This is a genomic window from Enterobacter sp. HMSC16D10 (assembly GCF_001807145.1).
Taxonomy (GTDB): domain Bacteria; phylum Pseudomonadota; class Gammaproteobacteria; order Enterobacterales; family Enterobacteriaceae; genus Enterobacter; species Enterobacter roggenkampii.
Genome location: NZ_KV787862.1, coordinates 207,716 through 234,201, shown reverse-complemented (window position 1 = coordinate 234,201; position 26,486 = coordinate 207,716). Strand labels below are relative to the sequence as shown.

General features: G+C 54.2%; 25 protein-coding genes. 14 read left to right on the top strand and 11 right to left on the bottom strand.

Annotation, left to right across the window (positions count from 1 at the left end):
* A partial coding sequence (locus HMPREF3143_RS09110) for a universal stress protein (protein ID WP_175441115.1) occupies positions 1 to 231 on the top strand: 231 nt, incomplete at its 5' end.
* 117 nt (positions 232 to 348) lie between these two features.
* On the opposite strand, the gene HMPREF3143_RS09105 is transcribed toward HMPREF3143_RS09110, so the two are convergent.
* Both HMPREF3143_RS09105 and dcp read right to left on the bottom strand, forming a co-directional pair.
* Positions 349 to 2,934, bottom strand: a complete 2,586-nt coding sequence (locus tag HMPREF3143_RS09105) for a bifunctional diguanylate cyclase/phosphodiesterase (RefSeq protein WP_252909218.1) — start codon at positions 2,932 to 2,934, stop codon at positions 349 to 351.
* 300 nt (positions 2,935 to 3,234) lie between these two features.
* Positions 3,235 to 5,268 carry a peptidyl-dipeptidase Dcp gene (dcp, locus tag HMPREF3143_RS09100; protein WP_070532791.1) on the bottom strand — a complete coding sequence of 678 codons (2,034 nt, stop codon included), beginning with the start codon at positions 5,266 to 5,268 and terminating at the stop codon, positions 3,235 to 3,237.
* Positions 5,269 to 5,410: 142 nt separating this feature from the next.
* Here dcp and ydfG point away from each other — a divergent pair, with 142 nt between their 5' ends.
* Together ydfG and HMPREF3143_RS09090 are read left to right on the top strand one after the other, a co-directional pair.
* Entirely contained in the window at positions 5,411 to 6,157 is a 747-nt protein-coding gene (gene ydfG / locus HMPREF3143_RS09095) for a bifunctional NADP-dependent 3-hydroxy acid dehydrogenase/3-hydroxypropionate dehydrogenase YdfG (RefSeq protein ID WP_021241307.1), read from the top strand.
* A gap of 91 nt (positions 6,158 to 6,248) precedes the next feature.
* Positions 6,249 to 6,935 (top strand): GntR family transcriptional regulator, encoded by a 687-nt coding sequence (locus tag HMPREF3143_RS09090; RefSeq protein ID WP_008502405.1) that lies wholly within the window; start codon positions 6,249 to 6,251, stop codon positions 6,933 to 6,935.
* A gap of 35 nt (positions 6,936 to 6,970) precedes the next feature.
* On the opposite strand, the gene HMPREF3143_RS09085 is transcribed toward HMPREF3143_RS09090, so the two are convergent.
* Positions 6,971 to 7,402 (bottom strand): universal stress protein, encoded by a 432-nt coding sequence (locus tag HMPREF3143_RS09085; RefSeq protein ID WP_070532788.1) that lies wholly within the window; start codon positions 7,400 to 7,402, stop codon positions 6,971 to 6,973.
* 287 nt (positions 7,403 to 7,689) lie between these two features.
* On the opposite strand from HMPREF3143_RS09085, the gene ydfZ reads away from it, so the two are divergent.
* Positions 7,690 to 7,893, top strand: coding sequence for a putative selenium delivery protein YdfZ (gene ydfZ, locus HMPREF3143_RS09080; RefSeq protein ID WP_014883679.1), 204 nt, complete (start codon positions 7,690 to 7,692; stop codon positions 7,891 to 7,893).
* 43 nt (positions 7,894 to 7,936) lie between these two features.
* Here the strand turns inward: ydfZ and HMPREF3143_RS09075 are convergent, their stop codons facing one another.
* The 5 genes from HMPREF3143_RS09075 to HMPREF3143_RS09055 all read right to left on the bottom strand — a co-directional run bounded on the left by HMPREF3143_RS09075 (position 7,937) and on the right by HMPREF3143_RS09055 (position 13,748).
* Positions 7,937 to 9,400 carry a mannitol dehydrogenase family protein gene (locus HMPREF3143_RS09075; RefSeq protein ID WP_070532785.1) on the bottom strand — a complete coding sequence of 488 codons (1,464 nt, stop codon included), beginning with the start codon at positions 9,398 to 9,400 and terminating at the stop codon, positions 7,937 to 7,939.
* Positions 9,401 to 9,621: 221 nt separating this feature from the next.
* Positions 9,622 to 10,989: an MFS transporter gene (locus tag HMPREF3143_RS09070; RefSeq protein WP_070532782.1), complete on the bottom strand. Its 1,368-nt coding sequence runs from the start codon at positions 10,987 to 10,989 to the stop codon at positions 9,622 to 9,624.
* A gap of 73 nt (positions 10,990 to 11,062) precedes the next feature.
* Positions 11,063 to 12,082, bottom strand: a complete 1,020-nt coding sequence (locus HMPREF3143_RS09065) for a Zn-dependent oxidoreductase (RefSeq protein ID WP_070532780.1) — start codon at positions 12,080 to 12,082, stop codon at positions 11,063 to 11,065.
* 14 nt (positions 12,083 to 12,096) lie between these two features.
* The gene (rspA, locus tag HMPREF3143_RS09060; RefSeq protein ID WP_070532777.1) at positions 12,097 to 13,311 is read right to left on the bottom strand and encodes a starvation-sensing protein RspA; all 1,215 of its coding nucleotides are present in this window, start codon (positions 13,309 to 13,311) and stop codon (positions 12,097 to 12,099) included.
* A gap of 110 nt (positions 13,312 to 13,421) precedes the next feature.
* Positions 13,422 to 13,748: a YnfA family protein gene (locus tag HMPREF3143_RS09055; RefSeq protein WP_048989542.1), complete on the bottom strand. Its 327-nt coding sequence runs from the start codon at positions 13,746 to 13,748 to the stop codon at positions 13,422 to 13,424.
* Between the two features lie 152 nt (positions 13,749 to 13,900).
* Here HMPREF3143_RS09055 and HMPREF3143_RS09050 point away from each other — a divergent pair, with 152 nt between their 5' ends.
* Both HMPREF3143_RS09050 and speG read left to right on the top strand, forming a co-directional pair.
* On the top strand, positions 13,901 to 14,239 hold the full coding sequence (locus tag HMPREF3143_RS09050) for a DUF1283 family protein (protein ID WP_008502414.1): 339 nt from the start codon (positions 13,901 to 13,903) through the stop codon (positions 14,237 to 14,239).
* Complete coding sequence (gene speG, locus HMPREF3143_RS09045; RefSeq protein ID WP_008502415.1) at positions 14,239 to 14,799, top strand: spermidine N1-acetyltransferase; 561 nt, start codon at positions 14,239 to 14,241, stop codon at positions 14,797 to 14,799. Before HMPREF3143_RS09050 ends, speG begins: the two co-directional genes overlap by 1 nt.
* Before the next feature lie 143 nt (positions 14,800 to 14,942).
* On the opposite strand, the gene HMPREF3143_RS09040 is transcribed toward speG, so the two are convergent.
* Positions 14,943 to 15,653: a YnfC family lipoprotein gene (locus HMPREF3143_RS09040; protein WP_025911417.1), complete on the bottom strand. Its 711-nt coding sequence runs from the start codon at positions 15,651 to 15,653 to the stop codon at positions 14,943 to 14,945.
* 104 nt (positions 15,654 to 15,757) lie between these two features.
* Here HMPREF3143_RS09040 and HMPREF3143_RS09035 point away from each other — a divergent pair, with 104 nt between their 5' ends.
* From HMPREF3143_RS09035 to HMPREF3143_RS26255, 5 genes are all read left to right on the top strand, one after another.
* A complete protein-coding gene (locus tag HMPREF3143_RS09035; protein ID WP_021241220.1) occupies positions 15,758 to 16,027 on the top strand; it encodes a DUF1161 domain-containing protein in 270 nt (89 codons plus the stop codon).
* Between the two features lie 131 nt (positions 16,028 to 16,158).
* Positions 16,159 to 18,600 carry a selenate/tellurate reductase subunit YnfE gene (gene ynfE / locus HMPREF3143_RS09030; protein WP_070532774.1) on the top strand — a complete coding sequence of 814 codons (2,442 nt, stop codon included), beginning with the start codon at positions 16,159 to 16,161 and terminating at the stop codon, positions 18,598 to 18,600.
* Positions 18,601 to 18,693: 93 nt separating this feature from the next.
* The gene (gene dmsD, locus HMPREF3143_RS09025; RefSeq protein ID WP_023327344.1) at positions 18,694 to 19,308 is read left to right on the top strand and encodes a Tat proofreading chaperone DmsD; all 615 of its coding nucleotides are present in this window, start codon (positions 18,694 to 18,696) and stop codon (positions 19,306 to 19,308) included.
* Positions 19,309 to 19,464: 156 nt separating this feature from the next.
* A complete protein-coding gene (locus tag HMPREF3143_RS09020; RefSeq protein WP_021241217.1) occupies positions 19,465 to 20,034 on the top strand; it encodes a hypothetical protein in 570 nt (189 codons plus the stop codon).
* A gap of 248 nt (positions 20,035 to 20,282) precedes the next feature.
* Entirely contained in the window at positions 20,283 to 20,507 is a 225-nt protein-coding gene (locus tag HMPREF3143_RS26255) for a hypothetical protein (protein ID WP_070532771.1), read from the top strand.
* 134 nt (positions 20,508 to 20,641) lie between these two features.
* On the opposite strand, the gene HMPREF3143_RS09010 is transcribed toward HMPREF3143_RS26255, so the two are convergent.
* Positions 20,642 to 22,363: a SulP family inorganic anion transporter gene (locus HMPREF3143_RS09010; protein ID WP_070532769.1), complete on the bottom strand. Its 1,722-nt coding sequence runs from the start codon at positions 22,361 to 22,363 to the stop codon at positions 20,642 to 20,644.
* A gap of 392 nt (positions 22,364 to 22,755) precedes the next feature.
* Complete coding sequence (locus HMPREF3143_RS09005) at positions 22,756 to 23,592, bottom strand: MipA/OmpV family protein (protein WP_070532766.1); 837 nt, start codon at positions 23,590 to 23,592, stop codon at positions 22,756 to 22,758.
* 203 nt (positions 23,593 to 23,795) lie between these two features.
* Here HMPREF3143_RS09005 and HMPREF3143_RS09000 point away from each other — a divergent pair, with 203 nt between their 5' ends.
* The 3 genes from HMPREF3143_RS09000 to HMPREF3143_RS08990 all read left to right on the top strand — a co-directional run bounded on the left by HMPREF3143_RS09000 (position 23,796) and on the right by HMPREF3143_RS08990 (position 26,478).
* The gene (locus HMPREF3143_RS09000; protein ID WP_025911426.1) at positions 23,796 to 24,473 is read left to right on the top strand and encodes a response regulator; all 678 of its coding nucleotides are present in this window, start codon (positions 23,796 to 23,798) and stop codon (positions 24,471 to 24,473) included.
* Positions 24,473 to 25,861 (top strand): sensor histidine kinase, encoded by a 1,389-nt coding sequence (locus tag HMPREF3143_RS08995; RefSeq protein WP_070532763.1) that lies wholly within the window; start codon positions 24,473 to 24,475, stop codon positions 25,859 to 25,861. The genes HMPREF3143_RS09000 and HMPREF3143_RS08995 overlap by 1 nt, the downstream gene beginning before the upstream one ends.
* A gap of 137 nt (positions 25,862 to 25,998) precedes the next feature.
* Positions 25,999 to 26,478, top strand: coding sequence for an efflux pump transcriptional repressor OqxR (locus HMPREF3143_RS08990; RefSeq protein ID WP_008502426.1), 480 nt, complete (start codon positions 25,999 to 26,001; stop codon positions 26,476 to 26,478).
* Positions 26,479 to 26,486: the final 8 nt, after the last annotated feature.

Sequence of the window (26,486 nt, the reverse complement as noted above, 5' to 3'; positions counted from 1 at the left end):
TTAGCGAAACTGGATGAGATTGTTAAGCAATTCAAAATTCCTGCAGATAAGATACAGACTCACGCCGTGACGGGATCGCCTAAGGATCAAATCCTTAAGCTCGCTGACACAATCGACGCCGACCTGATCATCATTGCCTCTCATAAGCCGGACATCTCGACCTATCTGTTGGGTTCGAACGCTGCGGCAGTGGTGCGGCATGCGAAATGCCCTGTGCTGGTCGTTAGATAGAACGCGCTTGCGTCTCAGTATACGGTCAGATAGCAGATGACAAAAAACCGGGCGAGAAGCCCGGTTTTTCATTTTCGCTTCCCGGCGTAAAGCGTGTGAAGCTGATGGAAGCACACTTTAAAGATCTATTCTGTTTGCGTTTAAATTTAATTCCGTAATGGAAGCCGGTTTTCCAAGCAAGTAGCCCTGAACTTCATCACATCTATTTTTTTTAAGAAAAGAGAGCTGTTCGGTGGTCTCCACCCCTTCTGCAGTGACCGCCATCGAATAGGCCTTACCCAGATCGATAATTTTTTCTACGACTGATTGGTTCTGCGGCGAATCGGCCAGGGTAAAAATAAAACTCTTGTCGAGCTTGAGTCCATCAAACTGAAACTTCCGGAGATAGCTCAGAGAGGCATAGCCGGTACCGAAATCGTCAATCAAAATACGGACGCCCATTTTTTTGAGAGCCTTCATGGTATGCAAGGTCTTTTCAGGATCGGAAAGCGTGACATTTTCCGTCACTTCTATTTCCAGTCGGTCAGGTTCTAGCCCTGTTTCGTGCAGGATCTCTTTTATCCTTTCAGCAAGATCGCTTGCCTGGAATTCGATAGCGGAAATATTTACGGATACCGATAGTCCCGGTAATTTATCTTTCGTCTCCGCACACGCTTTGCGTATGACCCAGTTGCTGAGGTTAATAATCAGACCTGTTTCTTCAGCCAGCGGAATGAACTGATCGGGCATCATCGTCCCCCGGTGCGGGTGCTGCCAACGTACCAGCGCTTCGACGGCCTCTATCTTAGAATATCGGAGGTTATAACGCGGCTGGTACACCAGATAGAGTTGCTCTTCGCGAATCGCGGTTTTCAGTTCGAGTTCCAGTTTTCTCCGTTCAGTTAACTTTTCCGACATGTCCGGGCGATAATAGACCCATCTGTTTCTGCCGGATTGCTTAGCCTGGTAAAGCGCAATATCGGCATAGCGTAAAAGATCGTTTGCGCTGCTGCTATCCAGGGGAGCCAGCGCAATCCCCATGCTTACGCCTATTGCGACATCATTACCCTCAATGGAGAAAGGACGGTTTAGTTCCTGTACGATGCGGTGACACACCTCATCAATCTGGTCTTTTTGGCTGGTATTGCCGAGAAGAAGCATAAATTCATCCCCTCCCTGCCGTGCGACAAAATCACCTCGACGAACGCAATTTTTAAGACGTAGAGCGACCTCGCCAAGCAGCGCATCCCCCGTGGAGTGCCCAAAAATATCATTGACGGGTTTAAACTTGTCTAAATCGAGGCAAATCATGGCAAAGGGATAATGGTTAAGGTCTTCTTTAGCCAACTGGCCTGCCAGAAATTCCTTAATATGATAGCGGTTCGGCAGACCGGTTAATTCATCATGACGTGACAGAAACTCCACCCGTTTAGTTGCTTCAACTTCCAGAGAAACGTCGGTTGCCGCGCCTCGCAAGACCACCGTTCCATCAGGCTGAGCAGAAAGCTTTGCCAGAAGCGTGCAATAGGCCGTAGATTGTTGCGCATGAATATAAGGACAGCTCTTAAATTCAAAGCGTTCAGTTAATTCCCTGAACCTCACACAGTCTTGTAATAATCCGGTTGTAGAAGGAAAGAGCTCATCCAGCCTGCGGCCTATCCATTTGCTATTTTCATATCCCGTTACTGTAGAAAAACGACCTGAAAGCCAGGTTATCTTTAACGATAAATCTGTTTCCCAGAACCAGTCGCTGGTTGTTTCACTGACGTCCCGGAATCGTTTTTCACTGGTGATAAGATTCAACCGCGCCTGCTCGAGGAGAAAGGTATTTTCGTCAAGCATTCTCGCCTTCTGCATAATATGGCGCATGAGAATAACCGTCATCGATACCGTCAGAATAACTGAAAGAATGAGTAATGGTAAAAAATAAATAATCAATGCCTGGCCGGGATTTTCACCGTCCCAGATAATTTGCACATCACCATTCTGGGTGCTTAAGGTAAATTCTGTTTGATTGTTTATTTGAGAAGTGACTGCATTAGGCGAAGTACGAACACTTTTAATACCGGCATCCTGCCCAATCGCGAGGAGTTTTTTAGCCGTTAACTTGTCTACAAACACCATTACCGACGGTTTCCCCGGCAAGGGTTGCACGCTCGCGTCATCGCCCGTTGTTATCCATTCAGCAGAAACAATGGCTGGAACGGAATCGATAAGCGTGAGTATAGAAACCGGCAATCCATTGTTAACGCTCACCTCACGGAGTAATCGCTCCTTGGTTGATTTATCTAACCAGCGCCCGAGATCCTGAAGCTTCAGTTTCCCGTCAAGCACGCTGTATCGCGTGGTTCCTTCCGGGGAGAGAATAAACACCCCTTCGTAGCCAAAGTTGTCATACAGGGACTTACCCAGGTTCTGCTTATCCCATGCCCAGTGAACGTCAGTGTTCAAATGAAGATGTTTGTAGGCATCTCCCCATTCAGCATTATCTTTCAAGTGACTTCGCATGCTTTCCTGGCGGGAATCCAGGGCTTTCCTTAACAAAAATTCATCGTGCTTATCGCTGATTTTATTAACATTATTTTTTATTAATAGCAGGGAAATTATTGCCGCAATGAAAATACTTATCAACAATGTCACTATATAGGTAAAGGTTTTATTTATCAGCCCCTTAGAAGGCTCGGCATCCGTAAAACCGGGATTATTCAGAGGTAGGGTCATCATTCGCCTTCTTATACTGCTAATACGTCAATTTTTATGCCACCTTTATTTATCGGCAAAGAATAATAAAAATTTATAGTTAAAACCCTTAAGCTTAAAGAACATTTGATTTTTACAATCCAGATCAAATTATTAGCTCTCTTACAGCCTGAATTCGGTTAAATACATCTCCCGGAGGGAGTGACCTTTAACCTCGCCGGTTTTATTTATAAAGAACATAATCTTAGTTTTTATGCTGTAACGGTTACAGGCGTATAAAAAACCGGGCGTAAAGCCCGGTTCTTTTTTCATACGACATTGACTCTATTCGCTCAATCCGCGGTTATCCAGCATCGGCTCAATCTTCGGATCGTGCCCGCGCCAGTTCCGGTAAAGTTCAGCTAAATCAGTACTGTTCCCGCGGGACAAAATGGCCTCGCGGAATGTCTGTCCATTTTCGCGAGTCAACCCGCCCTGCTCGACAAACCACTGATAGCCATCGTCAGCGAGCATCTGCGTCCACAGGTAGGCGTAATACCCCGCCGCGTAGCCGCCGCCAAAAATATGGGCAAAATAGCTGCTGCGGTAGCGCGGCGGAACGGCGGGCAGATCCAGCCCCTCTTTCTTCAACGCTGCCGCTTCAAAATCCTCCACGTCCGAAACGGCCTCGCTGATGCCGTGCCAGTTCATGTCCAGCAGCGCGGCACCCAGCAGTTCGGTCATGTCATAACCCTTATTGAAATGGGTCGCGTTGAGCATGCTTTCCCGCAGCGCGTCCGGCATCGGTTCGCCGGTTTCGTAATGGCGCGCATAGTGGGTAAACACCTGAGGATGGCTGGCCCAGTGCTCGTTGATTTGCGACGGGAACTCAACAAAATCACGCGGCGTATTGGTGCCGGAAAGGGTTGCGAAACGCTGGCTGGCAAAGAGACCGTGCAGCGTATGGCCAAACTCGTGGAACAGGGTTATTACGTCATCCCAGGAGAGAAGCGCGATAACGCCATTCGCCGGTTTCTGGTAGTTACAGACGTTGTAGATCACCGGACGGGCAGCAAACTCGAAGGATTGCTCGACGAAATTCCCCATCCATGCCCCGCCCTGTTTGGAATCACGGGCAAAGAAGTCACCGTAAAACAGCGCCATGCCTTCGCCGGTGTGGTCGAAAATTTCCCATACGCGGACGTCCGGGTGATACACCGGGATATCGAAGCGTTCGACGAAGCGAATGCCAAACAGCTGGCTGGCAGCCCAGAATACGCCATCCTGCAGCACGGTATTGAGCGCAAAGTAGGGCCTGATCTGCGACTCATCGAGGGCATATTTTGCCTGGCGCACGCGCTCCGCATAAAAGGCCCAGTCCCAGGCCTCCACGGTGAAACCGCCCTGCTCGTCGTCGATGACTTTCTGAATATCGGCCTGCTCGCGTTCCGCGCGGGCGCGGGCGGCAGGCACAATGCCGCGCATAAATTCCAGCGCGGCGGCCGGGGTTTTCGCCATCTGGTCAGCGATGCTCCAGCTAGCGTAATCCTCAAAGCCCAGCAGACGGGCCTGCCGCGCGCGCAGCGCCGTCAGACGAAGAATCAGCGCGCGGGTGTCGTTTTCGTCCCCTTTCTGGGTACGCGTCCAGCCTGCGTTGAAGAGGTTTTCGCGGGTCTGACGATTGCGCAGCGCGGAAAGCGCGGGCTGCTGGGTGGTGTTCAAAAGCGGGATCAGCCAGCGATCGTTTAGCCCTCGCTCCGCGGCAGCCTGCGCCGCGTCAGCGATCTCCGTTGCGCTGAGCCCGTCAAGCTGGTGCGCATAATCCACCACCAGCCCACCGGTCTTATCGGCAGCCAGCAGACGCTGGTTAAACTGGCTGGTCAGGGAGGCCGCCTCGGTATTCAGCGCCTTCAGCTCGGCCTTTTCTGTCTCATTCAGACGCGCGCCGGCCAGAATAAACCGCTGATACAGCTCCTCGACCAGACGACGGCATTCGGCGTCCAGCGCGGCACGGTCCTGCCAGACGCTCTCCACGCGGGCGAACAGCGCGTCATTCAGCCAGATATCGTTTGCCAGCGCGGCAAGCTCGGTGGAGAACTGTTCTTCCAGCTCCTGTAAATACGGATTGGTGTGCGCGGAAGTCATGGCGAAGAACACGCTGCTGACACGCGAGAGCATGGCGCCGCTCTTCTCCAGCGCCAGCACGGTGTTCGTGAAATCAGGCGCAGCGGCCTGAGAGACAATCGCGTCAATGTCCGCACGCTTCTGACGAAGGGCTTCATCGAAGGCCGGACGATAGTGGCTGTCGTCGATCTGATCAAAATGGGGGGCCTGGTAAGGCAGCAGGCTGATGTCAAAAAAGGGATTCGTGGCCGTCATCTTTCACTCCTGAGTACGGGTATCCTCCCAGAGTAGGCCAGGCCGCCATCCCCTGCAACGCTCTCATACAAATGTTGCCTTAACGCACCCTCTGCGGCCGTGCTATGTTAGTAAAACACAAAAAGCGTTGAGGAACAGTGAGATGATTATTTTAGTTACCGGGGCAACGGCAGGTTTTGGTGAAAGCATCACGCGTCGCTTCGTCGCCAACGGGCACAAGGTTATTGCAACGGGCCGCCGTCAGGAACGTCTGCAGGAGCTGAAGGACGAATTAGGCGACAGCATCCTGACCGCGCAGCTGGACGTGCGTAACCGCGCGGCGATTGAAGAGATGATTGCCAACCTGCCCGCCGAGTGGCGCGCCATCGACGTGCTGGTCAACAATGCCGGTCTGGCGCTGGGCATGGAGCCGGCACACAAAGCCAGCGTGGAAGACTGGGAAAACATGATCGACACCAACAACAAAGGGCTGGTCTATATGACCCGCGCGGTGCTGCCGGGCATGGTTGAGCGCAATCGCGGCCACATTATCAATATCGGCTCCACCGCCGGAAGCTGGCCCTATGCAGGCGGCAACGTATACGGGGCGACGAAAGCGTTTGTGCGCCAGTTCAGCCTTAACCTGCGTACCGATCTGCACGGCACCGCCATTCGCGTCACCGACATCGAGCCGGGCCTGGTAGGTGGCACCGAGTTTTCCAACGTGCGTTTTAAAGGCGATGACGCGAAAGCAGACAAAACCTATGAAAACGCTAACGCCCTGACGCCGGAAGATGTCACCGAAACGGTCTGGTGGGTGGCGACGCTGCCAAAACACGTCAACATCAATACCGTAGAAATGATGCCGGTCAGCCAGAGTTTTGCCGGGCTTAGCGTCCATCGTAGCTAACGCTGCCCTTCCCGGCCTGCGGGCCGGGTCTGTTTCGGGTTATAAAAGAATGGTAGTATGTTCAGGCTAACTCTCTGAGAAATGACAACTCATGGCCGCTGAATCGCAACTCAATCCCACCCAGCCCGTAAACCAGCAAATCTATCGCATTTTGCGACGTGATATTGTCCATTGCCTGATCCCACCGGGAACGCCGCTTTCTGAAAAAGAGGTGTCCGTGCGTTTTGACGTTTCCCGTCAGCCGGTGCGTGAAGCGTTTATTAAGCTTGCGGAAAACGGTCTGATTCAGATCCGCCCGCAGCGCGGCAGCTACGTGAACAAAATTTCACTCTCTCAGGTGCGCAACGGCTGTTTTGTTCGCCAGGCCATTGAATGCGCGGTGGCGCGCCGTGCCGCAACGCTTATCAACGACAAGCAGTGTTACCTGCTGGAGCAAAACCTGCATCAGCAGCGGATTGCGATTGACCGTAAGCAGCTGAATGATTTCTTCCAGCTTGATGATGAATTCCACCAGAAACTGGCGCAGATTGCAGATTGCCAGCTGGCCTGGGACACCATCGAAAACATCAAGGCCACCATCGACCGCGTGCGTTATATGAGTCTCGATCACGTCTCTCCGCCGGAAATGCTGCTCCGACAGCATCATGATATTTTCAGCGCGCTGGAAAAACGCGACCCGGACGGCGTGGAAAAGGCGATGACGCTGCATCTGCAGGAAATTAGCGAATCCGTGCAGCTGATTCGTCAGGAAAATAGCGAGTGGTTTAGCGAAGAGTAATATTACGCCGCCCCCTTTCGGACGCGGCGATGGGTTTAGCGAACGACTAACACCGGAATGGTTGCGTAGCGCAGGATAGATTCCGCATTTGATCCCAGCAGATGGGTGGTGATACCCGGGTTTTTCGACCCGATGACGATCGCGTCATATTCCCCCTCTTTGCTCAGCCTGATAATTTCATCGCGGACGTTGCCAAAGCGAACCAGGCTGTCAATTTTCTCCGGCGAGATGTCGAACAGCCTTTTTAAGGCGTTCATTTTCTTCCCGGATTCCTCAGTCATATATTCTTCGAACTTTTTAATATCGGCGTTAAAACCGCGCAGCAGGGATCGGCTGCTGGTCGGCAGAATATTGACCAGGGTAATCGTCGCGCCCTCGGCCTTCGCGAGGTTAGCCGCGTGGCGAACCGCTTTGTCACTCAAATCCATTTCAAATACATCAACAGGCATCAAAATCTTCTTATACATAAGCCTGGCTCCTTATTCCGATGAAAGGGTTATTTCCTGTATCCAGAATGGCATCGGGAATATAAACCAACCCTCAACGCTTCCCTGCTGAAACTATCAGTTAATGAAAATAACGGTCTGCTTTGTCAATTGCTGTCGTGAACCGTCAGCGCCCGACGCAATAAAGAAAAAAGGGTGAGTTTGATCAAAAACAAAAACATCTGATGCAGACAGGCGTATTTATATGCCCCGTGAACGGCAACCCTGAAATAACGCCGTAACGAACAGGTTAGAGAGGAGAAAATACCATGATGACATACGACCGTAACCGCAATGCAATCACCACCGGCAGCCGCGTCATGATTAGCGGCACAGGCAAAACTGGCGTGATTAAAGCGATCCACAGCGACGGGCTGGATGCCGCGCAGGTGCGCCGCAGCAAAACGGTTGAAGTGGAAGGATGCGAAGGTAAGTTCGAACCGATTGAGCTGATTCGCCTGGGTATGCACTAAACGGTGCGCAGACATGCCGCCGCGAACGGCGGCATGTACTGAATTACCGTTGAGACACGTACTGCGCCACGGTCGCTTTCGCGCCCTTTTGCAGCAGCGTCTGGTATGCCTTCATCACCGCATCAACAAAGACGGCTTCACGCGGTAGCTCCTTGCCGAAGATGGCCTCGATGCCGAGCAGCGCCCTGACCCGGCTTTCCCCTTCCGCACTGCCTTTAACCGCCGCCTGAATCACTGCCAGCTGCGGATCGCTCACGTCAATCGCGTTACCCTGCTCGTCCACGCCGCCGACATAGCGCATCCACCCTGCCACGCCCAGCGCCAGCAGCGGGAAAGGCTTCTGATGCACCAGGTGCCAGCGCACGGAATCCAGCATGCGCTGCGGAAGCTTCTGGCTGCCGTCCATCGCAATTTGCCAGGTCCGATGGCGCAGGGCCGGGTTGCTGTAGCGGGCAATCAGGAGATCGGCATAGCGTCCTAAATCGACGCCTTTGACCTTCAGCGTAGGCGCCTGCTCGTTAAGCATCAACGCGTGCGCGGCGACGCGGTAGTTTTCATCTTCCATACAGTCGTTAATATGCTGATAGCCCGCCAGATAGCCCAGGTACGCCAGGAATGAGTGGCTGCCGTTAAGCATGCGCAGCTTCATCTCTTCAAACGGGATAACATCTGACACCAGCTCGGCTCCGGCTTTTTTCCACGCTGGACGGCCGGCCACAAAGTTATCTTCGATCACCCACTGACGGAACGGTTCACAGGCCACCGCCGCCGGATCGCGCACGCCGGTAAGCTGTTCAATTTTATCCAGCGTGTCGGGGGTAACCGCAGGCACGATGCGATCCACCATCGTTGACGGGAAAGTAACGTGGGATTCGATCCAGTCCGCCAGTTCACCGTCTACCGCACGGGCGTACGCGCAGGTGACATTCCGCATCACGTGACCGTTCTCCGGCATGTTATCGCAGGACATCACGCTAAACGCAGGCAGACCCGCAGCCTTACGCCGCGCCAGCGCTTCCACGACCACACCCGGCGCAGATTTCGGCTGGTGCGGGTTTTGCAGGTCTGCGACGATAAAAGGGTGATCGAGCATCAGTTGCCCGGTCGCCGGGGAATGGCAGTACCCTTTCTCGGTGATGGTCAGCGAGACAATCGCCACCTGCGGTTCGCACATCGCGGCCAGGACGGTCTCCAGCCCGTCAACCTGCGCATGCAGCGCCTTTTTTACCACGCCAACCACGCGGGAGGTCCACGCATCGGCAGACATTTCCGCCACGGTATAGAGGTTATCCTGCGCGTTCAGATCGGCAATCTGCTGTTCGCCGCCAATCAGGTTAACCTCACAGTATCCCCAGTCGCTACCGTGTTCCGCGGCGAGGATGTCGGCGTACACTGCCTGATGCGCACGGTGAAATGCGCCAAACCCTAAATGAACGATGCGTGCTTTAAGGCTGTCGCGATCGTACTGTGGCAGCGTCGCGTTGGCCTGTAATAAGGTATTTTCCATGATTAAAACTCGTTAATTAGAAAGCTGTGGTTCGCTGCCGCCCATGCTGAAGCGGCAGCGCCTGCTGACTACACCAACTAGAATGGCAGCTGGAGTAAAAAAGCGAACTGCCATCAACCATACTGATACTGCCGTTTGAGTTTTTGATTTATATTAACTTTTGTTCATGTGGTGTGACACAAAATCAAAGTTGTGTGACAGGTAACGTAAACTATAAACCATCAGCGTCGCGAGGAGACGGCACCGTAACCGACCGTCTCTCTCGGCGCAGACTCGGCTGCGTCTTGCACCGCGCTTAAATCACGGTCGCGCACTTCCGGCATCAGGATCGCCGAGATCAGTCCAATCACGGAATAGGCCACCAGCATGGCGACAATCGGCCACCAGGAGCCGGTCATATTGCAGAAAATCCCTGCCAGTACCGGACCAAAGCCCACCGCTACGAGACCGCCCGCCTCTTTGGAGATCGCCATACGGGTAAAGCGATTTCGCGAGCCAAACATCTCCGCCATGGTGATATTTTCCAGCGCAAACAGCCCCAGCACGGCGAAGTTATGGATAACGATGATGCAGAGCATGATCGTCCCCGGCGCATAGCTCTTATCGACGATGATCGACAGCATCGGATAGGCCAGAATAATGGCGGAGATATTGAGGATAATGTACGGCAGACGGCGCCCCACTTTATCGGAAAGCCAGCCCAGCAGCGGAATGGAGATAAACCCGAGAATGGAGCTGATCATCAGCGCATCGGTCGGGATGGCCTTATCGAACAGCAGCGTCTGGACCAGATAGCCCGCGAGGAAGGTCTGGATCAAACCTGAGTTCCCCGCCTGGCCGAAACGCAGGCCGGTCGCCAGCCAGAAGGATTTGCTTTTCACCATGGAACCCAGTGAGGTGTCCGGCTGCGCAGCTTGCACATCGTTCACTTTCTCAAAGACCGGGCTCTCCTTGAGGTTCATACGTAGCCAGATGGCGAAGATCATCACCACGACGCTGGCGAGGAAAGGCACGCGCCAGCCCCAGGCGAGCAGCTGTTCACGATCGAGGGCAAAGAACATGATGGCCCAGATCGCCGTTGCGCTCAGCGTCCCGCAGTTAGTCCCCATCGCCACCAGCGAGGAGATGATGCCGCGTTTACCTTTCGGCGCGTACTCCGCCAGCATGGTCCCGGCCCCGGAGATCTCGGCCCCGGCACCGAGGCCCTGAATAATGCGCAGCGTCACCAGCAGCACGGGGGCAAAAATCCCGATCTGCGCGTAGGTCGGCAGGACGCCAATCAGCGTGGTACAGATCCCCATCATGGTGATGGTAATGAACAGCACCTTCTTACGACCAATGCTGTCGCCCATTCTGCCGAAGATAAAGGCGCCGACGATGCGCGCAATATAGCCTGCGCCGTAGGTGCCCATCGCGAGGATCAGCGCCATCGCGGCGGACTGTTCCGGGAAGAAGATCTCATGGAAGACCAGAGCGGCACCCAGCGAGTAAAGCTGGAAGTCCATAAACTCCAGGGCGGTGCCCAGCCAGCCGGAAACGGCGGCTTTCACCAAATCGGATGTGGTTCTTTGAGGTTGTACTTGCGTCATAATGGCTATCTCTGAAAGGTAAGATGCGTACCACATAGCGCCTGTCTGCGCAGGCACTTAACCGCGTAAATGATTATTGGCCGAACGTGAGCAAAACTTTGCAGCACTGCCGCTGGTCTTTCTCAAACAGTTCAATGGCGTCTTTAACGTGGCGATAGTCAAAGGTATGGGTGACCAGTTTTTCCGGGTCGATCAGCCCCCTCTTCAGCCAGTCGATAACGACCGGGAATTTGTTGGCGTTCAGGCGCGAGGAGAAGATCGCCAGCTCTTTGCCGGTGATGCCCTGCTGAACAATCTGGCTCGGCTCGCTGGAGAACCCCATTAGCACGATGCGCGCCGCCGGTGAGGCCAGGGTTATCGCTTCCTGCAAAATGGAGGCATGGCAGGCGGCATCAATGATTAACGTCGGTTTGATGCCTTTTTCCTCCAGCGCGGCCTGCAGCGACTGCTCACCGTTATTAAAGACCCAATCCGCGCCGCTGCGCCGGGCCATCGCCAGACGCTCGTCTATGCGATCAACCACGATAACCTGCTTCACCTGATAGACGCCTTTCAGGGCCTGAACCGTAACCAGCCCCATCGGCCCGGCGCCATATATCAGCGCGACGTCCTGTTCAGTCGGTTTCGCCTGCCCCGTTACGTTGGCGGCGATGGTGAAGGGCTCAACCATGACGGCGTGCTTATCAGGAATGTCATCCGGAATGGGCCAGGCGTTTTGTGCGGGCACGACCGCATATTCGCTAAAGCCGCCGTCACGGTGAACGCCCAGCACCACCAGCGAGGTGCAGACGTTCGGTTTTCCCACGGAGCACGGGTAGCAGTGCCCGCAGCTGATTACCGGATCGACCGAAACGCGCTGGCCCAGGCGCGCGCTGTCAACGCCCTCGCCCACGGCGTCAATCACGCCAAAAAACTCATGGCCGATGACGCGCGGATACTTCGCAAACGGGTTATGGCCGCGGTAGATGTGGCTATCCGACCCGCAGATCCCGGCCAGCTTGATACTGACGCGGACGTCACCTGCGCCAGGTACCGGGAGTTGACGCTCTTCAATTACCAGTTCGTTCGGCTGTTGAATCACTATGCTTTTCATCGTTTGCTCCTCGCTTACCAGTTCCACAGCGTGCCGTCTTCAAGACGGGCCACCGGCAGATAGGCCGGATCGTACGGGTATTTCGCCGCCAGCTTTTCATCAAACTCGATGCCCAGACCCGGCTTGTCTCCCGGATGCATATAGCCGTTATCAAAGCGCCAGCTGTGCGGGAAGACCTCCAGCATCTGTTCGGAGTAGCCCATATATTCCTGCACGCCGAAGTTCGGCACCCACAGGTCGAAATGCAGCGCCGCGGCATGGCACACGGGCGACAGATCCGACGGACCGTGCGAGCCGGTGCGCACCTGATAGAGCGACGCGAAGTCCGCGATGCGGCGCATCCCGGTGATGCCGCCCGCGTGGGTAATGGTGGTGCGGATATAGTCGATAAGCTGCTCTTCGATGAGCTGCTTGCAGTCCCAGATGCTGTTAAACACTTCGCCTACCGCAATTGGCGTGACGGTGTGCTGGCGGATCAGGCGGAAGCAGGCCTGGTTTTCCGCAGGGGTGGGATCCTCCATCCAGAACATGCGGTATGCTTCAATGCTCTTGCCGAAGCGCGCCGCTTCGATGGGCGTCAGGCGGTGGTGCATGTCGTGCAGAAGATGCTCATTGAAGCCGAATTTATTACGCACCGCGTCGAACAGCTTCGGCGTGAAGTCGAGGTATTTTTCGGTGGACCAGAGCTGCTCTTCCGGCCAGTCGCCTTTGGTCGCAGGCTCGTAGGCCAGCCCCTTCCCTTTGGCCATGCCGTAGGTGGTTTTCATGCCCGGCACGCCGCACTGCACGCGGATCGCCTTAAAGCCCATCTCTTTGTGACGGGCGTAATCTTCCAGCACGTCGTCAATGGTGTGGCCGGTGGTGTGACAGTAGACCATCACCCCTTCGCGTGAGGCGCCACCCAGCAGCTGGTAGAGCGGCATGTTGGTCGCTTTGGCTTTGATATCCCACAGCGCCATATCCACGGCGGAGATGGCCGACATGGTAACCGGACCGCGACGCCAGTAAGCACCTTTGTAGAAGAACTGCCAGATGTCTTCGATGCGGTGCGCATCGCGGCCAATGAGCTGGGGGCAAAGGTGATCCTTCAGGTATGAGGCCACGGAGAGCTCGCGTCCGTTTAGCGTAGCGTCACCGAGGCCGACAATCCCCTCATCGGTGGTGATTTTAAGGGTGACAAAGTTCCGCCCCGGGCAGGTAACAAACACGTCAGCCGCGACAATCTTCATAATTCCTTTCCTTACATCGTTCGTTGTGATGCCGGAAATTTACGCAACTACACTACTACCATACAAGTATAATGATCGTAAAATAAGCTAACGATCACAAAACCGGGGGCTCATGCGCGGCCCCATCCCGCCACAATAATCAGCATACCGCACAGGGCAATCAGCGCCCCGGCCCAGTCGTATGCGCTGAGCTTGACGCCGTCCACCACGCGCAGCCACAGCAGCGCCGTGCAGACATAGACGCCGCCGTAAGCCGCGTAAACGCGCCCGCTGGCCGCCGGATGCAGCGTTAACAGCCAGACAAACAGGGCCAGCGCAACGCTTGCCGGAATGAGCAGCAATACGGTTCCACCCTTTTTGAGCCAGAGCCAGGGCAGGAAGCAGCCGATGATTTCACACAGCGCAGTCGCAAAAAAAAGCAGCGTCGTTTTAAGCATATTTCACGTCAGGTGAGGATTTATTTAACCATCATACCTGATGATGCCCTTTACTTTTCCATACTTGCTCCGCGGGTATGCCGTCATTTCGCTTTAGTGTAGAATCTGTACGGGGTAACTTGATTATCTGCACCCATTTAAAAGGAAACGCTATGACCACATTAAGCAAACGCCTTTGTCTGACAGCCCTGCTGGCGCTGTCATCGTTCGCCTTTGCCGCCTCTGCGACAGCGGAAACCAGCAAGCTCATTATCGAGTCTGGTGACAGCGCGCAAAGCCGCCAGAACGCCGCCATGGACAAAGAACAATGGAATGACACCCGTAGCCTTCGCCAGAAGGTCAACAAACGTGCCGAAAAAGAGTGGGACAAAGAAGATGTCGCTTTTGACGCGCGCGATAAGTGTCAGCAAAGTGCAAACGTCAATGCCTACTGGGAGCCTAACACCCTGCGCTGCCTGGATCGCCGCACTGGCCGCACGGTAGCCCCATAATGTCGGCGCCATGCGACGTTAAACTCCGTCCGCTGGAGCGTGAAGACCTGCGCTTTGTCCACCAGCTCGACAACAATGCCAGCGTGATGCGCTACTGGTTCGAAGAGCCTTATGAGGCCTTTGTCGAGCTGTCCGATCTCTACGATAAGCACATTCACGATCAGAGTGAACGTCGTTTTGTGGTGGAGTGTGAAGGTGAAAAAGCCGGGCTGGTAGAGCTGGTTGAGATCAACCACGTTCACCGTCGGGCGGAGTTCCAGATCATCATCTCCCCTGAGCATCAGGGAAAAGGCCTTGCGTCACGCGCGGCCAGGCTGGCAATGGATTACGGATTCAACGTTCTGAATCTCTACAAGCTTTACCTGATTGTGGACAAAGAGAACGAAAAAGCGATCCATATCTATCGCAAGCTGGGCTTTATGGTGGAAGGCGAGCTGATTCACGAGTTCTTTATCAACGGTGAATACCGCAACACCATCCGCATGTGCATTTTCCAGCATCAGCACCTGGCCGGACATAAACCGTCAGGCGCCAGCCTGCTGAAACCTACCGCGCAGTGAGATCGATGACAAACCGTGTCATAAACCGTTGAGCTGTCTTTCTTGCCGGGTGGCGCTGTGCTTACCCGGCCTACAGGGTGCTTCATTGTAGGCCCGTGCAAGCGTAGCACCTCCGGGCGAAACGCACAAAATGCACTTTACGCTCAGTAATATTCAATCGTGTTCTTGATGGTGTACTTGTGCTCAACGGCGGGTTTGACGCTGTCGTCCGTGATGGTCAGATCGCAGCTCACCGGGTTATTGTGGCGATCGTAGTCGCAGCTCTGCGTCACGTTGCCCAGCGGCTTGTCATTCAACATGCTGACTGCCGAGTAATCCATTCTTTTGCGCAGGTCTTTCGACGGCGTCGACTGGACGGACAGATGCTGATCCCCTGATACGGTGGTTTTGCCCAGCGGGTAACCATCCGCGTCGTAGCGATACTTCACTTCCATCTCTTTACCGTGCGCCGCCACCACAAATCCGTTGTCGTCGGTATCCCACGTTACCCCGGCTGACGGCAGTTCGGCCAGCTGGCATTTGCCCTGCAGCTTCACTTTACGCTGCTGGGTTTCCGCATCAAGATAGTAATTAGCATCCAGCACCAGCGCCACGCTGGTGTTGGCCTCCAGGTCGTGTAGCTCCAGCGTATCGAAACACCCTTCCGTCGAGACGGTGCCGGTGACCCGTTTGGACACTTCGCCCTTCTCGTTGAACAGCGTCTGGGTAAAGTCTTTGACCGGGCCGCGCAGCGGATCAAAATCAAATTCGTTTGAAAAACTCGCCATCTCGGGCGTAAACGACAGCGGCGCGGAGCTGTTGTCGCACCCCACCAGTGTTGCTGCCAGGAGCGTTATCGCTGCATATTTCTTCACATTCATTTCCGTACAGGGAGATTATTCCCAATCATATTAGCAAATACAGATGTTTACACGAAGCCTGCTAAAATTAATCTCTACACAGAGAAAAGGAGCTACAGATGAAACGGTTACCCTGGATTACCGCCCTGCTGTTAATGAGTGCCTCAACGGCCGCGCTGGCGGCACCGGATTCCTGCGAGCGCGTGAAAAGCGACATTCAGCAGAAGATCGTCAACAACGGCGTGCCTGAGTCAGGTTTTACGCTGAACATTGTGCCGAACGACCAGGCCGATCAGCCGGGCACGCAGGTCGTAGGCCACTGCGCTAACGACACCTTTAAAATTCTGTACACCCGCACAGGCAGCGGTGCGGCAGCTGAACCTCAGTAATTGAGCGTCAATTCCCTTTGATTTGATAAGGATTAAGATCTACTACCCCCAAATAAGTAACACTCACCCCATCATTAGCCCGGATATCATTTCGGGAGAAATAATACGCAATAATAATGATGGGGTGAGCCATGTCCGATGCTGAACATTACGACGGCGGAATTAGCCGTCGAACTCTCGTGAAATCTACGGCGATAGGTTCTCTGGCGCTTGCCGCTGGTGGGATCTCGCTTCCCTTTGGCCTTAAAAGCGCTGCCGCTGCGGTAAAGCACGCCGTCCCGCCTCCTGAAGATACCGTGGTGTGGGGCGCCTGCTCGGTCAACTGCGGCAGCCGCTGCGCGCTGCGTCTGCACGTCCGCGACAACGAAGTGTACTGGGTCGAAACGGATAACACCGGCGAGGATGTGTATGGCGATCACCAGGTGCGCGCCTGCCTGCGCGGACGTTCTATTCGTCGCCGCATCAATCACCCTGATCGTCTGAACTACCCGATGAAGCGCGTGGGCAAACGCGGCGAAGGCAAGTTCGAACGCATCACCTGGGATGAAGCGCTCGACACGATCGCCGCCAGCCTGAAAGACGTGGTGGCCAACTACGGCAACGAAGCGGTGTATATCAACTACTCTTCCGGGATTGTCGGCGGCAATATCACCCGCTCCTCCCCTTACGCTTCGCTGGTGGCGCGCCTGATGAACTGCTACGGCGGCTTCCTGAGCCACTACGGCACCTACAGCACGGCGCAAATTGCCTGCGCGATGCCCTACACCTACGGCAGCAACGACGGCAACAGTACCTCGGACATCGAAAACACCAAACTGGTAGTGATGTTCGGCAATAACCCGGCGGAAACGCGCATGAGCGGCGGCGGGATTACGTACTATCTGGAACAGGCTCGCGAGCGGTCCAACGCGCGCATGATTGTTATCGACCCGCGCTACACCGACACGGCAGCCGGACGCGAAGATGAATGGATCCCGATCCGTCCGGGAACCGATGCCGCGCTGGTGGCGGGTATTGCCTGGGTATTAATCGACGAAAACCTGGTCGACCAGCCATTCCTCGACAAATACTGCGTTGGCTACGACGAAAAAACGCTGCCGGAAGGCGCGCCCGCTAACGGTCACTACAAAGCGTATATTATCGGCCAGGGCGATGACCACACGGCGAAAACGCCGGAGTGGGCCTCCCGCATCACCGGTATTCCCGCCGATCGTATCGTTAAGCTTGCCCGGGAAATCGGCTCCGCTAAACCGGCTTATATCTGTCAGGGCTGGGGACCTCAGCGCCAGGCGAACGGCGAGCTGACCTCCCGCGCTATCGCGATGCTGCCGATCCTCACCGGAAACGTCGGGATCAACGGCGGGAACAGCGGCGCGCGTGAGTCCACCTACACCATCACCATCGAACGTATGCCGCTGCCGGATAACCCGGTCAAAACGCAAATTTCCTGCTTCAGCTGGACGGACGCCATCGCCCGTGGGCCGGAGATGACCGCCCTGCGCGACGGCGTGCGCGGCAAGGATAAGCTGGACGTGCCGATTAAGTTCATCTGGAACTACGCGGGCAACACCCTCATCAACCAGCACTCCGATATCAATAAAACCCACGATATCCTGCAGGATGAAAGCAAGTACGAAATGATTGTGGTCATCGATAACTTCATGACATCGTCAGCGAAGTATGCCGATATCGTGTTGCCGGACCTGATGACCGTCGAGCAGGAAGACATCATTCCAAACGATTATGCGGGCAACATGGGCTACCTGATATTCCTTCAGCCCGTGACCGCGCCGAAGTTTGAACGCAAGCCCATCTACTGGATCATGAGCGAAGTGGCGAAACGCCTCGGGCCGGATATCCACCAGAAATTCACCGAAGGACGGACGCAGGAACAGTGGCTGCAGTATCTGTATGCCAAAATGCTCGAAAAAGATCCCAAACTGCCGTCCTATGACGAGCTGAAAAAAAGGGGCATTTACAAGCGCAAAGATCCGAACGGCCATTTTGTGGCCTATAAAAAATTCCGTGAAAACCCGGAAGCCAATCCGCTGAAAACCCCATCGGGTAAGATTGAAATTTACTCCAGCAAGCTGGCGAAGATTGCGGCCACCTGGGAGCTGGAAAAAGATGAGACCATCAGCCCGCTGCCCGTCTACGCGTCAACCTTCGACGGCTGGGACGCGCCCGAGCGCGCGCGGTTCCCGCTTCAGCTGTTTGGCTTCCACTTTAAGGCCCGTACCCACTCAAGCTACGGTAACGTGGACGTGCTGAAAGCCGCCTGCCGCCAGGAGGTCTTGCTTAATCCTGTCGATGCCGAAAAACGCGGCATTAAGAACGGCGATACGGTGCGCGTCTTTAACGACCGCGGCGAGGTACGAATTGAAGCGAAAGTGACGCCGCGCATCATGCCCGGTGTCAGCGCTATGGGCCAGGGGGCCTGGCACGACGCCAATATGAGTGGCGATCGTGTCGACCACGGCTCATGCATCAACACCCTGACCACGCACCGCCCGTCACCGCTGGCCAAAGGCAACCCGCAGCACACCAATCTGGTACAGATCGAGAAGGTGTAACGGGTGAATGGCGTGACCGTGGTTTATTCTATGGTTTGTATTATCGGTTAACTCAGTCGCGCGGACACCCTCCGCGCGAGCAAGGAAGATGTAATGAAAGATGTCTCACATCGTGAATCGTTCGCGTTCAGCGCCCGGGTGCTGGGTGCGCTGTTTTATTTCGCACCAGACAGCGAGCAGGCCGCGCCGCTGGTGCAGGCTCTCACCGCAGGCGAATGGGTACAGGACTGGCCTCTGCCTTCGGAAACGCTACGACCCGTAGCCGACACCTTTGCCGCGTCTGCCGATGAGCCGCTGACGGACGCCTGGCAACGACTGTTTATTGGCCCTTACGCCCTGCCCGCGCCACCGTGGGGCTCCGTCTGGCTGGACCGAGAATCCGTGCTGTTCGGCGACTCGACCCTCGCGCTGCGCCAGTGGATGCGGGAGAACGCTATCGCATTTGAAATGCAGCAGAATGAACCGGAAGATCACTTCGGGACTTTGCTGCTGCTGGCGGCATGGCTGGCCGAGAACGGCCGCGAGGCGGAGTGCGCTCAGCTTCTGGCGTGGCACCTGCTGCCGTGGAGCACCCGCTTCCTGACGGTGTTTGTCGAGAACGCCAACCATCCGTTTTATACCGCGCTGGGTAAGCTTGCGCAGCTGACGCTCGCGGACTGGCGATCCGGGCTCCTTATTCCGGTTGCGGAAAAGACGCTGTATCGCTAAGGGGTGTGGCTTGCTCGCGGGTAGCGAGCAAGCTACGGTCAAAAGAGGAAGCTTAAAAAATTTAACTCGAAACAGGAGGCATATTGAATTTAATAATATAAAATAGCTTTTCCTGGTAAGGTCAACACTTTCGTTTGATACATACAAAACAAAACCATGACTAAAAATTATTCTTTCGAAGATAAACGCAAGAAATTACTTGTTACAGCCGTGATATTCAGCGTTTTAGGTGGATGGCTCTGGTATATGTCATGGGCATCTGGCATCTCCCATAATACTATATTAAAAAAATCCGTCCCTGAATGGATGACATATATTTCACTTGGCGTTTTGATTGGAACAATTTTTGTTATGCGCGCTTTTTACCTGCGCACTTTTAACAAAACATTAGAATATATTGCCAGTGCTTTTTTTAGCGGCTTTTGCCTTGGGTTTGTATTGAGCTTAAATTGTTATGATATTTATGTCTATCTCTTCCCGGACAAAATAATTGGCTATGAATCTGAATATGAGGTTGTCTTTCCGGGGCCTTCGAGAGGTAAGCATGGCCATTGTGAAGCGGGTCTCTGGTTAAAAGATCAGAACACCAACAGATGGATTCAGCTTTGTACAAACAAAGAATATCTGCACAGCCACCGTAAGCAGGGAATGACTGGGGTGTGGGTAACGGCCCGTGTGAATAATATTGGAAGTTACATTGTGAGTTATGAGTTTATTTATTTGTAGGCACGACCCTATCTATTTTTGTTCTGGCGAAAATGAATGGTACTCAAGGCCCGCTCCTTGCTTATAGCCGTCAGCCTGATACGTCGCACCAGAGATTGCGCATTCACAGCGGAGAAACCGGCTACGGGCAGGGTCATCTCAAAATCGAATCAGGGTAAATTTCATTCATACCCCCACATTTAGTGGTGGATACGTGACGACTGTTCCTCTATTCTGCTTTTTCAGCGAGCAAGCCGGAGTCATTTTTAGTGGATAATCCCATACTTCAGAAAACCATCATTATCTTTATTCTCATCCTGTGGGTAATAGACGTAGTCAGGAGAAAGAAAAAAAAGCGTTATGACTCCGCTATAGCAGAGGCTAATGCCAGAGAACGCTATGAATGGCGCTATCTCAGATGGGGCTGGCAGGCAATACGAGTGGCGGCGGCAGTGTATATCTTTGTTCAGCTGATTCAGGTTTTACTGAGATAGATGGCAGAAGAAAGTAAGGCAGGCAAGGAACATCTCACTGTCCAGGCCAACAGTAGCTGAGGCTCGGTGGTAGAAATTGTGAGTGTTCCCTGCCTGCCAGTAGCATGTGCTACAAGCCTTTCACCAGTATTTGGTTATATATCACCGACTGATTCCCCCTCACTCGCACTCTCTTTGCTTTGAATGAACCGAAGTGCCAGGTAGAGGTCTGGCGCCAGAATCATGTCATCATCATTCATTGTTGGCCGACTGTCTTTAAACCAGCGTGTTAACTCCGTTTTCCTGCCCGCAAGAATTAATTTAATCTGTCGACCTTTCAGATCGCGCTTTAACTCATTAATAGTTGCCAGGACACTGATGTCTGAATAGGTGAAGCAGGCAACGGCATCAATGACCACCCATTTAGGCTGTATGGCTGCCCCATCAACCAGGTTCAATACCCGACGTTTAAAATAAGCCACATTAAAATAGGTCAACGGTGAGTTAAATCGATACATCAGCACGCCCGGGACCATTTTTATATCGGTGGTATTCCCTAACGAGTGAATCATTCCCTCTTCGTCAGTGCCCAGCAGGTGCTCAGAGGGACGAAATACCGTACGAAGGAACTGCAACAGGCCAAGCAACACCGCAAGGCCGATCCCCTGGATAACGCCGATAATTAACACACAGCCAAACGTGAAGAAGGCCAGGCGAAAGGCCTGTTTATTTCTGCGCCTCAGGTTCCATAGCCCACGTAAATCAATCAATGACCACGATGCATACATTAGAACAATCCCTAACGCAGATACCGGAATGAATTGTAATGGCTGAGTGAAAAATACTACGACGATACCGATGATCAAGGCGGCGACCACGGAAACCAGCTGGCTTTTCCCCCCAACCGAATCATTCACCGCAGTCCGGGAATCGGCTCCACTGATAGCAAACCCCTGAGATAACCCCGACATAATGTTCGCAATACCCAAAGCCCGGAACTCTGCATCCGCATTAATTTCGTAGCCATTTTTCGCGGCAAAACTGCGGGCGGTCAGCATCAGACTGACAAAACTGACCAACGCCAGGTTCAGCGCCGGGATCACCAAATCACGCATCGGCCCCGGCTGGAACGCCCCCCAGTGAACGACCGGTAAACCAGGCTGGAAGCCTTCTCCCCCTATCGTGGCAATCCCATACTGTTGTGCAGAGGTCACCCATACCAGTGCCGTTGTTATTACAATGGCGATTAAAGGTGCTGGCCACTGGCTGCGATACGTTTTGATCACCATTAAAATAATTAACGTAAAAAGGGATATTCCTACGGTTAATAAATGGCTATCTGAAAGTCGACCTGGCAAGGCGATTATTTTTTCAATAACCTGCGCTTCATCAAGCTTAATCCCCAACACCTTGCCTAATTGCCCGACGATAATCGTCACGGCTACGCCATTAAGTAAACCGGTAAGAATGGGATGAGACAGCAGATCGGCGAGCGCGCCCAGCCGAAATTTACTGGCAAGCAAACACCACCCGCCCATCATCAATGTCATGATGATCGTCAGCTGCCAGTGCAGTTCGGGGTTTCCTGCAGAAAGCGGAAATACGACGGCCGCAATCACCGCGCAGGTTGTGGCATCTGGGCCCACAATAAGCTGGCGTGAAGAGCCAAACAGTGCGTAAGCTATCATCGGTAAAACGCAGGAATAGAGCCCTACAATTGCCCCCACCCCCGCCAGCTCAGCGTAAGCAATCGCAACAGGTAGCGCTACGGCCGCAACGGATAACCCCGCTTTAACATCATGTTTTAGCCAGCTTTTATCGTAGGCCAACAAATTTTGTAAACCGGGCATGTAGTTTAACAACAGTTTTCCGAACACATTATTCTCCGGACAGAGATATTACTCGCGTCATGTTGGCACATTTCTTAGTGAGGTTCTGGTTTTCAAATGCTCCGGACGGAGGCCGACACTGTTGCGAATCTAATAAAACGTTAACTCTTTTATTATTCTGACTGATGTTAAACGTAGTTCAGATACTGCGGCGTAACCGGGGTTGGCCGTGCCGGATGCCATGATGAAAGCAAGTGATGGAATAAATACAATGGTCAATATCAATAAGTCTCGTTAATCGCTAATGTTGAATCATTTTGGCATAGATAGCAGGTTGTTACACACCATGAGATCGAGAGAGTCCATCACTCTTCCCGTCACCCAGCAGTACCGCCCCGCCATCTTAACCGGAGCGGCTTATAAACGTCGTTATCACATGCTCAAAAACTGTACGTTACCTTCAAACTCCCCGTCGGCGACGTTTTACGATGCACAATCGGGCTATCGCCCGCATCCCCCGTCAGCTGCGTCACGCCCGCAGAGGCAAGCACGCTCCAGCGCGAGGTGAGCTTGTGGGTCCAGTCAAGGTTCATCGACCAGGCATAAATCCCGGCCCCGGCGTCATGTCGGGCAAAGCCCGATGCGGCCGACTGGGCGGCGCTGACCCCATAGTACGTCTGCATATACTTGTCGGATCCCCAACTGCCGGTCACCTCCATCGTCACCTCATTTTTGGGTGAGGTGTAGAACGGGCTGGAAATGCCGAAATGTACCGCCTCACCGTTGTCTCTCTCAGACACCGGAACTTCAGCCTGCAGCTGCAGATTCAGCCAGTCGGTCACCTTGTACCCCAGCCCAGGTACCACGATAGCCGAGCCTTTAATCTCACCCATCCCCCGCAGCTCGTCGCTGCCGGAGCTGATGGAATCGCTGCTCACGTCTTTATCTTTACGGCCCGTTCGATAGCTCAGCGCTGCGCTGTAATCCAGGTTGCCAACATTGTTACCATAACCGATCCCTCGCGTGGTGCCGATAAAGAAGCCATTTGCCATGGAATAATCCACTACCTGAGCCGCTGAGACGCGGGTTTTCTCTGAACCCGAGTAGCGCGGCCCCACATCCACGCCGCCCCCCAGGGTTAAGACGTTGCCCTGGCGCTGTTCTTCCGCCAGTACAGGCGTAGCCAGTAACGCCAGAACGACGCCCGGCACGAGGGTTTTCAGGCAGCGGCCCGAAAGTAAATGAGGGAACGTATGACGCAGTTCGATATTTCTCATTAAGGAAGTCCTTATGGATGCAAATGATGACGATGCAGGCGGTTAAACGCCGGAACGCCCATTTTGAAGCGTGACCCTAAGGTTCTTATGAGCCGAAAATGAAGAAAGACTGAAGCGCGCGCGGGTGCTGTCATCCGGACAGATTTCCTGCTACCGTTTTTTTCTTAAGAAATTCTTCATTCACGGTTGATACCGTTACCAATGTGAAAATTCTACTTATCGAAGACGACCTGGATCTCGGCAATGGCGTACGTATCGCCCTCTCAGATCAAGGGTTTGACGTCATATGGGTTCGCCGTAAAGAGGATGCGCTGCATCAGCTTGACGTCTGCGTGCCGGAACTTATTTTGCTCGACCTGGGGCTGCCCGACGGCGATGGCATGAGCCTGATGACGCGTTTGCGCCAGCAGCTCAAGGGGATCCCCGTCATCATCCTGACGGCGCGAGGGACATTGCAGGATCGCCTGTGCGGGCTGGATGCCGGCGCGGACGACTATCTCGTCAAACCCTTTATTCTCGCCGAGCTGCTGGCGAGAGTGCGAGCCCTTGCACGGCGCAGCTACGGTTTTGAAAATGAGGCGATAGAAATTCGCGGGCTCTCTCTTCATGTCCCAACGCGTCGCGTGACGGTGAGTGCGCGCCATATCGATTTAACGGCCAGTGAATACGCGCTGCTGGAAACGTTGATGCTGCGCGCGGACCGCGTGCTGACACGGCGGTTTCTGGAAGAAAGGATATTCGGCAACAAAGAGAACCTCAGCAACGCGCTCGACGTGCATATGGGAAATTTGCGGCGGAAAATCGGCGACGGCTATGTGCGAACGGTCCGGGGCGTCGGGTACGTCATTGATACCGTCTCCATTCAAAAGGTGACCGGTTAATGCAAAACGTCTGGTATCACCTGAGGCGCCCGACGCTGGTGCGCCGAATTATCATCGCCCAGATGCTGCTGCTGACCCTGCTGTGGTGTCTTTTTCTAACCTTCATTCTGTGGGAGGACCTGCGCAGCCCTCCCATCCTCACGGGCAGTAAAACATACGAAACTGTTTTTACCCTGGCTGAGCGTATGGACGGACGTCCTCAGGATCGTACCGCCGTGCTGGAAGCCTTTAGCCAGGCCCTGCGGGAAGGTTACGGCGGAGGGGAAGATCCCGTGCTGTCGATTAACCTCATCGTTCGCAAGAATAATGCCGTTATTTTTGCCTCCGACGGTGCACCTGCGGGGATAACAAACACCCGGTTCGGCGAACTGGAGCACGTTCAGAGTGGAGATCGTACCTGGCCCAGCCGCACCCTTAAATCCCCTCACTCTGACGTTGAGGTCACCCTCTTCACGCCAGCCAGCGGCTGGAACTTCTTTATCTATCTGAACTCTCGCGGGTACTACATCCTGCCGCTGCTGGTCTGCTTCCCGTTTCTGCTGTTTCCCGCGTGGCTCTCAATCCGCATTGCGATGCATCCATGGAATAAGGTGGTCAATGAAATTACGTTACGCACGCCGGACGACCTCTCCCCTTTAAGAGCCGTACCGAAGCACCGGGAGCTTCGCCAGATGGTGGACGCGATCAACGACTTCCTTGCCAGGGTGCGTGAAAGCGCGGAAAGGGAGCGGGTTTTCATCGCGGATGCTGCACACGAGCTGCGTACCCCCCTCGCGGCGATGCGCATCAACGTGGAGGCGCTGCAGTCCTGGGTCATCAGCGAGAGCCAGAAGGAGCTGCTTGCGGGCGTGATTCGCAGCAACAGCCGCGCCGCGCGCCTCGTCAATCAGCTGCTGCTGATGATGCACAGTGAAGCGCGCATTGATACGGCGATGGAACCCGTGCCGCTGACTACGCTTATTCAAGAACGAATGGCCGAGCTGGAACCGCTAGCGTCTGCGCGCAAAATTGAGCTGGAATTCTTTGCCGAGGATGACGTCTGGATCCACGGCGTCAGGGAACGCCTGGTGTCGCTGATTGATAATCTCATTGAGAACGCCGTGAAGTACAGCCCCGAGGGCGGGCGGATTCAGGTCGACGTGAGCGCCTGCGATCGCGTCGTTCAACTGCGCGTCTCCGATGCGGGCCCGGGCATTCCGGATGAGCTGCAGGAGCGCGTGTTCGACCGCTTTTTCCGCGATCCCAATCAGGTGCAAAGCGGCAGCGGGCTGGGGCTTGCCATCGTCAAAGCGGTGGCGCAGCAGCACAACAGCAGCGTAAACCTGAGTACGTCCTCGGAAGGCGGCCTCCTGGTGACGGTTGACTTCCCGAACCGCACGTTTAGCTAAAGCAGAACAGGGGGTTTGATCGCAAATGCCGCAGATTGCTTCAAAATAATTACCGTATTTGTTATATTGTTGTTTATTGCTTATTCACCTCTGCGGTGCCAAAAAGAACAAGATTCACCGCAACCCAGGACAGAGAAATGTTAGATTACCGCTTCCCGACAGCTTTGCAGATGGTTCTCAGCGTAGCGATGGCGGAGCAATTGGGTGAACGTTCGACGAGCGCGATTCTGGCCTACGGTCTGGAAGCAAACCCGAGCTTCATCCGCAAATTGATGGTTCCGCTGACGCGAGACGGCATTATCGTCTCAACGCTTGGCCGTAACGGCTCCATTCATCTTGGTCGTCCGCCGGAAGAGATCACCCTGCGCGACATCTACCTTTCGGTCATCGAAGATAAAAAACTGTGGGCATCGCGCCCTGACGTACCGGCCCGCTGCGTGGTCAGCGCTAACGCCTGCTGGTACTTTAAATCGATTTCTGAAGAGGCCGAGCAGGCGTCGTTAGCGGTACTGGAGCGCCATACCGTGGCTAGCGCCCTGGAAGCGGTGAAAAACGCCGACAGCAGCGGATGGGATCCGCTCCCCGACCTTATTGCCCAGTATCAAAAAACGTCATAACGTTTTCC

What these genes read in the sequence shown, in the direction of transcription:
- HMPREF3143_RS08990 (WP_008502426.1), top strand. Translation starts at nt 25,999, where the DNA reads ATGTTAGATTACCGCTTCCCGACAGCTTTGCAGATGGTTCTCAGCGTA.
- HMPREF3143_RS09005 (WP_070532766.1), bottom strand. Translation starts at nt 23,592, where the DNA reads ATGAGAAATATCGAACTGCGTCATACGTTCCCTCATTTACTTTCGGGC.
- HMPREF3143_RS09070 (WP_070532782.1), bottom strand. Translation starts at nt 10,989, where the DNA reads ATGACGCAAGTACAACCTCAAAGAACCACATCCGATTTGGTGAAAGCC.
- HMPREF3143_RS09105 (WP_252909218.1), bottom strand. Translation starts at nt 2,934, where the DNA reads ATGATGACCCTACCTCTGAATAATCCCGGTTTTACGGATGCCGAGCCT.
- HMPREF3143_RS09035 (WP_021241220.1), top strand. Translation starts at nt 15,758, where the DNA reads ATGAAACGGTTACCCTGGATTACCGCCCTGCTGTTAATGAGTGCCTCA.
- HMPREF3143_RS09050 (WP_008502414.1), top strand. Translation starts at nt 13,901, where the DNA reads ATGACCACATTAAGCAAACGCCTTTGTCTGACAGCCCTGCTGGCGCTG.
- ydfG (WP_021241307.1), top strand. Translation starts at nt 5,411, where the DNA reads ATGATTATTTTAGTTACCGGGGCAACGGCAGGTTTTGGTGAAAGCATC.
- HMPREF3143_RS09090 (WP_008502405.1), top strand. Translation starts at nt 6,249, where the DNA reads ATGGCCGCTGAATCGCAACTCAATCCCACCCAGCCCGTAAACCAGCAA.
- dmsD (WP_023327344.1), top strand. Translation starts at nt 18,694, where the DNA reads ATGAAAGATGTCTCACATCGTGAATCGTTCGCGTTCAGCGCCCGGGTG.
- HMPREF3143_RS08995 (WP_070532763.1), top strand. Translation starts at nt 24,473, where the DNA reads ATGCAAAACGTCTGGTATCACCTGAGGCGCCCGACGCTGGTGCGCCGA.
- HMPREF3143_RS09065 (WP_070532780.1), bottom strand. Translation starts at nt 12,082, where the DNA reads ATGAAAAGCATAGTGATTCAACAGCCGAACGAACTGGTAATTGAAGAG.
- HMPREF3143_RS09085 (WP_070532788.1), bottom strand. Translation starts at nt 7,402, where the DNA reads ATGTATAAGAAGATTTTGATGCCTGTTGATGTATTTGAAATGGATTTG.
- ynfE (WP_070532774.1), top strand. Translation starts at nt 16,159, where the DNA reads ATGTCCGATGCTGAACATTACGACGGCGGAATTAGCCGTCGAACTCTC.
- HMPREF3143_RS09020 (WP_021241217.1), top strand. Translation starts at nt 19,465, where the DNA reads ATGACTAAAAATTATTCTTTCGAAGATAAACGCAAGAAATTACTTGTT.
- speG (WP_008502415.1), top strand. Translation starts at nt 14,239, where the DNA reads ATGTCGGCGCCATGCGACGTTAAACTCCGTCCGCTGGAGCGTGAAGAC.
- HMPREF3143_RS09075 (WP_070532785.1), bottom strand. Translation starts at nt 9,400, where the DNA reads ATGGAAAATACCTTATTACAGGCCAACGCGACGCTGCCACAGTACGAT.
- HMPREF3143_RS09055 (WP_048989542.1), bottom strand. Translation starts at nt 13,748, where the DNA reads ATGCTTAAAACGACGCTGCTTTTTTTTGCGACTGCGCTGTGTGAAATC.
- rspA (WP_070532777.1), bottom strand. Translation starts at nt 13,311, where the DNA reads ATGAAGATTGTCGCGGCTGACGTGTTTGTTACCTGCCCGGGGCGGAAC.
- dcp (WP_070532791.1), bottom strand. Translation starts at nt 5,268, where the DNA reads ATGACGGCCACGAATCCCTTTTTTGACATCAGCCTGCTGCCTTACCAG.
- ydfZ (WP_014883679.1), top strand. Translation starts at nt 7,690, where the DNA reads ATGATGACATACGACCGTAACCGCAATGCAATCACCACCGGCAGCCGC.